6 protein-coding genes are annotated in these 6,668 nt (G+C 45.9%); all 6 read right to left on the bottom strand.

The features are described from left to right. The coding region (locus PHE17_RS21180; RefSeq protein ID WP_301017918.1) for a DegT/DnrJ/EryC1/StrS family aminotransferase at nucleotides 1-383 on the bottom strand (383 nt) is incomplete at its 3' end. Nucleotides 384-397: 14 nt separating this feature from the next. Further along, nucleotides 398-2,425 carry a NeuD/PglB/VioB family sugar acetyltransferase gene (locus PHE17_RS21175; protein ID WP_301017917.1) on the bottom strand — a complete coding sequence of 676 codons (2,028 nt, stop codon included), beginning with the start codon at nucleotides 2,423-2,425 and terminating at the stop codon, nucleotides 398-400. Continuing rightward, on the bottom strand, nucleotides 2,391-3,251 hold the full coding sequence (locus tag PHE17_RS21170) for a sulfotransferase (protein WP_301017916.1): 861 nt from the start codon (nucleotides 3,249-3,251) through the stop codon (nucleotides 2,391-2,393). The genes PHE17_RS21175 and PHE17_RS21170 overlap by 35 nt, the downstream gene beginning before the upstream one ends. Then, nucleotides 3,248-4,492 (bottom strand): glycosyltransferase family 4 protein, encoded by a 1,245-nt coding sequence (locus tag PHE17_RS21165; protein WP_301017915.1) that lies wholly within the window; start codon nucleotides 4,490-4,492, stop codon nucleotides 3,248-3,250. The genes PHE17_RS21170 and PHE17_RS21165 overlap by 4 nt, the downstream gene beginning before the upstream one ends. After that, a complete protein-coding gene (locus PHE17_RS21160) occupies nucleotides 4,485-5,720 on the bottom strand; it encodes a glycosyltransferase family 4 protein (protein WP_301017914.1) in 1,236 nt (411 codons plus the stop codon). Before PHE17_RS21160 ends, PHE17_RS21165 begins: the two co-directional genes overlap by 8 nt. Before the next feature lie 3 nt (nucleotides 5,721-5,723). After that, a partial coding sequence (locus tag PHE17_RS21155) for a UDP-N-acetyl glucosamine 2-epimerase (RefSeq protein WP_301017913.1) occupies nucleotides 5,724-6,668 on the bottom strand: 945 nt, incomplete at its 5' end.

The following is a 6,668-nucleotide window of genomic DNA, read 5'->3' as shown; positions in this document are numbered from 1 at the left end:
ATAATTGCTCGCGTGCGCGGTGTCAAAACAGCGCGAATAGTTTCAGCGGTAATATTTTGGCTATCCGCATCCACATCGGCAAAAACGGGCACTGCCCCCGCATTCACAATGCAGCTGGCAGAAGCTAGAAACGTGCGCGGTGTTACAACGACCTCATCACCCGCGCCAACCCCCAGCACCTTCAGAGCCAAATCCAAGGCAACCGTGCCATTTGCCAGCGCCAATGCATGATTGCAACCGACCCATGCTGCAAACTCCTTTTCAAAAGCCTGTCCTTCATTGCCAGTCAGGTAATTCACCCTGTTGGAAAGCAGCACATTACGAACTGTCTCAGCCTCTTCATCGGTAAAAGATGGCCATGGGGAAAAAGGTGTGTTCAGCATGATAGTTAGTTTGGTTATTTGTTGGTGACGAGCAAAGATGCGTCGGGGCTTACGCCACAATTTTTTCCGCTTGTTTCTCTCATGGCGTGGGCTGGCACACCGACCACGGTAACATTATCTGGAACATCAGAGACAACCACGGCACCTGCTCCGACAATAGAACTTGCCCCAATTGAAAGAAATTGTCGTATCACGCTACCTATTCCTATCCATGCCAATTTCTCAACATAAACTCCGCCTGACATACACACGCCAGGGCATATATGCACACCACTGCTTAGTATGCAATCGTGTTCGACTATCGCACCTGTGTTGACGATAACACCCAATCCAATATCTGCACCAACATTCACCACTGAATTTGCAAAAGCCACACTGCCAGGACCCATTTTAGCTAATGTGCTAACTCTCGCAGAAGGATGAACAACAATGGCTAAATTAAAATTAGCATCCTTGAGCTTTTGAAGTAAATTTAACCGGGTGATCCCGTTGCCAATTGCCACGATGGCATCATCACAAATCGAGCGCCAATATTCCAAATTTTCAACTTTCCCCTGAACCTTCCATGGGCCTGAATTTGATAGTTCCGGCCATGCATCATCCAGAAAAATAATTTCTTCCCATTGCCTTGAAGATAAGGCGGCATCAGCAACTACTCGGCCATGTCCACCAGCACCTATAATTAATAATTTAGAAGCTGATAACCGTTTATACATATCAACATTCCCCGGGAATTTTGTAGTCGTTGCGTGACCTGTCTGATTTATATTTTTACACTTAATCACATGAGCAATAGTCATCAAAACGATTTTGATATCCAGCCAGAACGACCTGTTATCCACATACCAAATATCCAGCTTTAATTTATTTTCCCAGCTAATGGCATTGCGACCATTCACCTGAGCCCATCCAGTCACCCCAGGCCTCACCTCATGCCGACGCACCTGTTCCTGTGTGTAAAGTGGCAGATACTCCATCAATAGCGGGCGTGGCCCCACAAAACTCATCTCGCCCTTAATAATATTGATGAGCTCTGGCAGCTCATCCAAACTGCTCACACGCAAGAATTTGCCTAAGGGCGTCAATCGAAACTCATCTGGCAATAAATTGCCTTGAGCATCGCGAGCATCGGTCATCGTACGAAACTTAAAAATATTAAAGGGCTTACCATGCAAACCCGGTCTAGGCTGACAAAACAATACAGGTGAACCTAAATTAAGACGTATTAGAATGGCTATCAAGAATAACAAAGGCGATAAGCACAAAAAAATTACCATTGCCCATACCGAAACAATGATGCGCACAACCAGCCGAAACGATTCCAATACCATCCGCCATATTCTATTTAATAGCCCCTTTATAAAGCCATCAGGCATTCCCCTAATCTTATCGACATCAATAACTGTTTTTAGCATATATCCAAAATCACGCCATAACGAATATTCCCGTAGATACTTTTTATTTAGTTCAATTTTCTTGGGATAAATCACCTCTCTATTGTATTTCTCAGGGTCTGCTTGCAGTGCCAATAAATCTTCTTCGTTTCTAAAATACAGTGTTGCCGGCCCGGTAATCCCCGGACGTAAGCTTAAGATACACCTATCTTCTCCTTGCAATTGATCGGCAAAACCCGGTACATCTGGGCGCGGCCCGACGAAACTCATTTGACCCAGCAACACATTAAAAAGCTGAGGCAACTCGTCAATTTTATATTTCCTTAAAATACGGCCTAAAGGAGTAATTCTTTTATCATTAGACGCTGTTACTGTAGTAGTAATAGTAGTTTCATCAATTACTCGCCACATGGTACAAATTTTTATGGCTCTGAAAAGCCGGCCATTCCTGCCCACTCTAGCCTGAACAAAAAAACCGTTCGTGCGCGTCTGCACTGCCGCAAGAGCTGCTGCGATAAGTATGATCCACCCAGTCAAACCAAGCAGCACGAGTGCAAGCACAAAATCGATGCTGTGCTTAACCACGGCATCAAATCTTGAGAGCTTCATCACTTCAAACTTTGTAGCCATGCACAGCAAGAGTTTCATTTATAAGCGGCAGAATTTCGGCCAATCCACTTGCTCCTAAGGCAGCACGCCCTTTGCCAACACTGCCAATAGAAACTGATTGAGTGACACCGTTAAGGATACTTGGCGTAACCTCTTGCCCGAGAAATTTGGCAATTCGTAAAAACTCATCATGGGGGTGACTAACTAAATCTTCGTACTTAACTCTTACAACACGCTCGGGATCAATTCTCGAAAATTCTTCCTCAGATTTATTTACGCAGGCTTTCCACTGCAACGCGCAAACTTGTAAGAGTGAATAATTTTTTAAAATCGCGTCCATATCATCCAGCTTGGGTCCCCAGGAAGCCAAACGCTTTTCTTTGGAAATAAGGCGATATAGACGGTTAGATAGATATTTGCTGGCATAGTAGGGAAGGTCCACAATCGGGACATACCGGGCTTTTGCCAAAAGATAGGGAATATCCAGACTCGCTTTCCAACGCAACATGGCCGAGCCAACCACATCAACACCATCCCGCACGATGAAAATATACTTGGCATCAGGTAACACTTCATCGACAAAACCAACCCTTAGTGAATTTGTACAAGTTTTTTCAACAACCATATCGAGTTGATGCGACTTTGCCAATTGGTCAAACTGCGTGTGAATGTAGCGCTTGACATCCGCAGCCGCCATATCCCTGGTAAATGCGTCAGAGGGATAGCGGACGTTGCCATGCCGCCAAATATAATTAATTTCATCACAAGGCCAAGTGCCAACCTTGGGCAACTTCACCAGCATATCGCGCAACATGTTAGTGCCTGAACGAGGCGCACCTACAATAACAACATTTATTCGGCTCATTCTTTTCCTACTTGGAGATTGTTTATTAATTGCGACCACTGCGCGAGAATTGTTGTCGTATCAAACTTTGCCTTCCCTGCTCCTTTTGCACACGATGCCATATTATCAAGCGAATGAGGCTTATCCGCTAGAATTCTAATTGCACCGGCCATCGCGTCAATATCACCGGGTTGCACGCACATTCCAATACCTTCCTTACACACAAACCCGGCAATTTCGCTTGCTTGCTCAACAGCTACCAACAATGGCCGTCCTTCACAAAGATAGGTCATGGTTTTGCTAGGGTAGGCATATTTATAAAGTTCAGGAATCAGACTTACCAGACAAATATCTGCTGAACGAATGAGTGCTTTGGCAACCGCCGAGGGCTGATGAGGAAAAAACTTGACACTCTTCCCCAGCAAAGCACCAGCCATTAGTTTCAATTCCTGGAGTGCCTTTCCCTCACCCAGCAGCACCAACTCAATATTTGAATAACCAACAAGTTGGTGCATCGCCGCCACCGCAGTATCTAAACCCTGGAACCTACCTATATTTCCAGTAAATACTACCCTAAATACACCACTGGATTTACTCATCTCTACCGGCAATGATGCGATCTCTTCATCTCCGAAGAACGGCAAACTAAAATTGTTGATTATAACTACATTTCGTAATTTTTCGTTTTGGCGGTTATTTACTGAATTCAGCATATCCCTAGACAAGACAACCACTGCTGCCGCATTCCTGCAATTAGAAGCGTCAATTCGCCTCAGAATATCGAACAGCAACGGATGAGAAAACTCCCCAGATAAGCTGCCAATTTCCGGATGAATGTCCATGCAATGGTATACAAACTTGGCACCAGTCAATTTTGCTGCGATCCTTGCCGCAAAGCCAGTCAGTACCGGCGGTGCTGTTGAAGCCATAATCACATCGAATCGGCGTCTAAGGATTGCATAAACAATGATCGCCACCGAAAATATTCCTATATTAAATACCTTTCTGAGTAATCGCCCTTTCTCAGCTAACAGTGAAAGGCGCCGAACTCGAATCCCATCTAAATATTCGACTGCAGGTTGCCTAGGTATCGCTTGCTGTTTATAGGAAGGTTGCGTGGAAAGCACCTCTACTTTGTGACCATCTTCAGTCCACCGTAAAACAATAGATCGCAGAATTGAAGCGTAGGGCGGCGTATCCGGCCAATAGTGCCGATGAATTGCAAGGATGCGTAAACCTTGCTTTGTCCTCTCCTTATTCATTTTTATTATTTCCAGAGACCTGTTTAAATATGGAATCAAACTTATTCGCTCCAGTATTTAAAGACATCTTTTCAGCGTAAAATTTAACCGCTTTATCTCCCATAACCTGCCTGTCAGCAGCAGACAGGCTAGCAATTCTCAACACAGCTTCAGCAATAGATCCTGAATTTTCTGGTTCAACAGCTATGCCTGCGCCAGAACTACTAATTAGGGCGGCAGCTTCCCCTCGAACTCCAATGATGATGGGCTTGCCTACAGCCAGATAGGCCTGAGTCTTGGATGGAATGGTGATAGCAAATAGTGGATCATCCTTGAGATGCACCAACAAAGCATCGGCTCGCGCCAATACTGCCCCCACCTCGCTCATGGGCATACGTGGCAAGAAGCGAACATTGTTTAGACACAGAGAACTCACCAGGCTCTTGAGTGCGTCGACTTCCACGCCACCACCAACAAATACAAATTGCACATTAGCATTTTTCAACTCGACGAGCCTTGCAGCTTGAATCACAGCACTTAATGCCTGAGCTTTGCCCATCGTGCCCGCAAACACCACATTGAAGCGACCTGTCATAAAATCTAGATTATCCGAACCAGCTTCAGGTAAACGCAAGCCAGCCTCATCGCACCAGTTATAAATGAGTGATATTTTATTCTCACCTACTCCACGCTCAATCAAGGTATCCCGAAATCCCTCCGATAACACAACGATGTGATTCGCTTTGCTGTAAATCCAGTCGCATATCGTTGCGACCCATTTCAAAATATGCGGATTACCCATCATATCTGTGGCACGCAAAGTATCCGGCCATAAATCCTGGATGTCATAAACAAATGGGGTCTTACGAAAAAAACCAATCAGTGCACCGGATAACCCGACTGTCATTGGCGGGTGATAGACATAGATCACATCCGTTTTCTTGGCAAAAAAAATGCCATATACACAGGATGTAAACGCAAAACTGAAGTAAGTTAACACGCGCTTAAGTGCCGAACCGTCGTGACTGGGGTAAAGCGGTACACGCGTCACTTGCACGCCATCAATCAATTCATGCTGTATGAACTTGATGCGGTAGCCTTGATACACTTTGCCACCGGGATAGTTGGGAAAGCCGGTCAGCACTTCAACCTCAAACCCGCGGCGCACAAGTTCTCGCGCAAACACAAGCCCCTTAGAAGTTGGCTCGGGGTCAAATAATTGCGTCAACAGCAAAATGCGAATAGCCATCAATCAGTATTTTTTCCACACCACACGATTGACGTAGTCGGTATAGCTATGGATGATGCGCACAACCTTGTCAGACACATTGGGCATGCTGTAATCCGCAACCAACCGGAGGTCGCGTTCATTACCACGCGCTTGAGTTCCCAAGATAGCCAACCCTTGACGCATACGCTCGACCTCCAAACCGACCATCATCACGGAGGCCTCCTCCATACCCTCTGGGCGTTCATGCGCTTCACGCAGGTTCAACGCAGGGAAGTTCAGAATGGAAGATTCCTCGTTAATGGTGCCACTATCCGACAACACCGCACGCGCCGATAGTTGCAGCTTCACATAATCATGGAACCCCAGCGGCTTCAACAACTGCACCTGTGCATGAAAACGTGAATGGGTTGCATCAATCCGCTTTTGAGTACGTGGATGAGTGGAAACAATCACGGGCAGATTGTAATCCTCAGCAACGGCATTCAAGACATCAACCAACTTGGCAAAGGTCTGCGGTGACTCAATATTTTCTTCGCGATGCGCGCTGACCACAAAATATTTGCCCTCTTTCAGTTCCAGACGGGGTAAGACGTTAGAAGCATCAATCTGCGGACGATAATGTGTCAGCACCTCAAACATCGGGCTGCCGGTTTTAATCACCATATCCGGCGGTAATCCCTCACGCAACAAATAATCTCTGGCGATAGAGCTATAAGTCAAATTGATATCAGCAGTGTGATCTACGATACGGCGGTTGGTTTCTTCCGGCACCCGCTGATCGAAGCAACGATTCCCTGCCTCCATATGGAAGATAGGAATCTTTCGGCGTTTCGCCGGAATGACCGACAAGCAACTATTCGTATCACCTAATACCAGCATCGCTTCAGGCTGAATCTCAGCCAGCACCTGATCCACAGCAATGATCAAGTTGCCAATCGTATTTGCTGCACTACTACTGTTAGAAGC

It is taken from the genome of Thiothrix sp. (assembly GCF_028714775.1).
Taxonomy (GTDB): domain Bacteria; phylum Pseudomonadota; class Gammaproteobacteria; order Thiotrichales; family Thiotrichaceae; genus Thiothrix.
This window is presented reverse-complemented; position numbering and strand designations above follow the sequence as displayed.

Excerpts from the sequence above, each read along its gene's own strand:
- PHE17_RS21160 (WP_301017914.1), bottom strand. The coding sequence starts at position 5,720 with ATGGCTATTCGCATTTTGCTGTTGACGCAATTATTTGACCCCGAGCCA.
- PHE17_RS21170 (WP_301017916.1), bottom strand. The coding sequence starts at position 3,251 with ATGAGCCGAATAAATGTTGTTATTGTAGGTGCGCCTCGTTCAGGCACT.
- PHE17_RS21165 (WP_301017915.1), bottom strand. The coding sequence starts at position 4,492 with ATGAATAAGGAGAGGACAAAGCAAGGTTTACGCATCCTTGCAATTCAT.
- PHE17_RS21175 (WP_301017917.1), bottom strand. The coding sequence starts at position 2,425 with ATGAAACTCTTGCTGTGCATGGCTACAAAGTTTGAAGTGATGAAGCTC.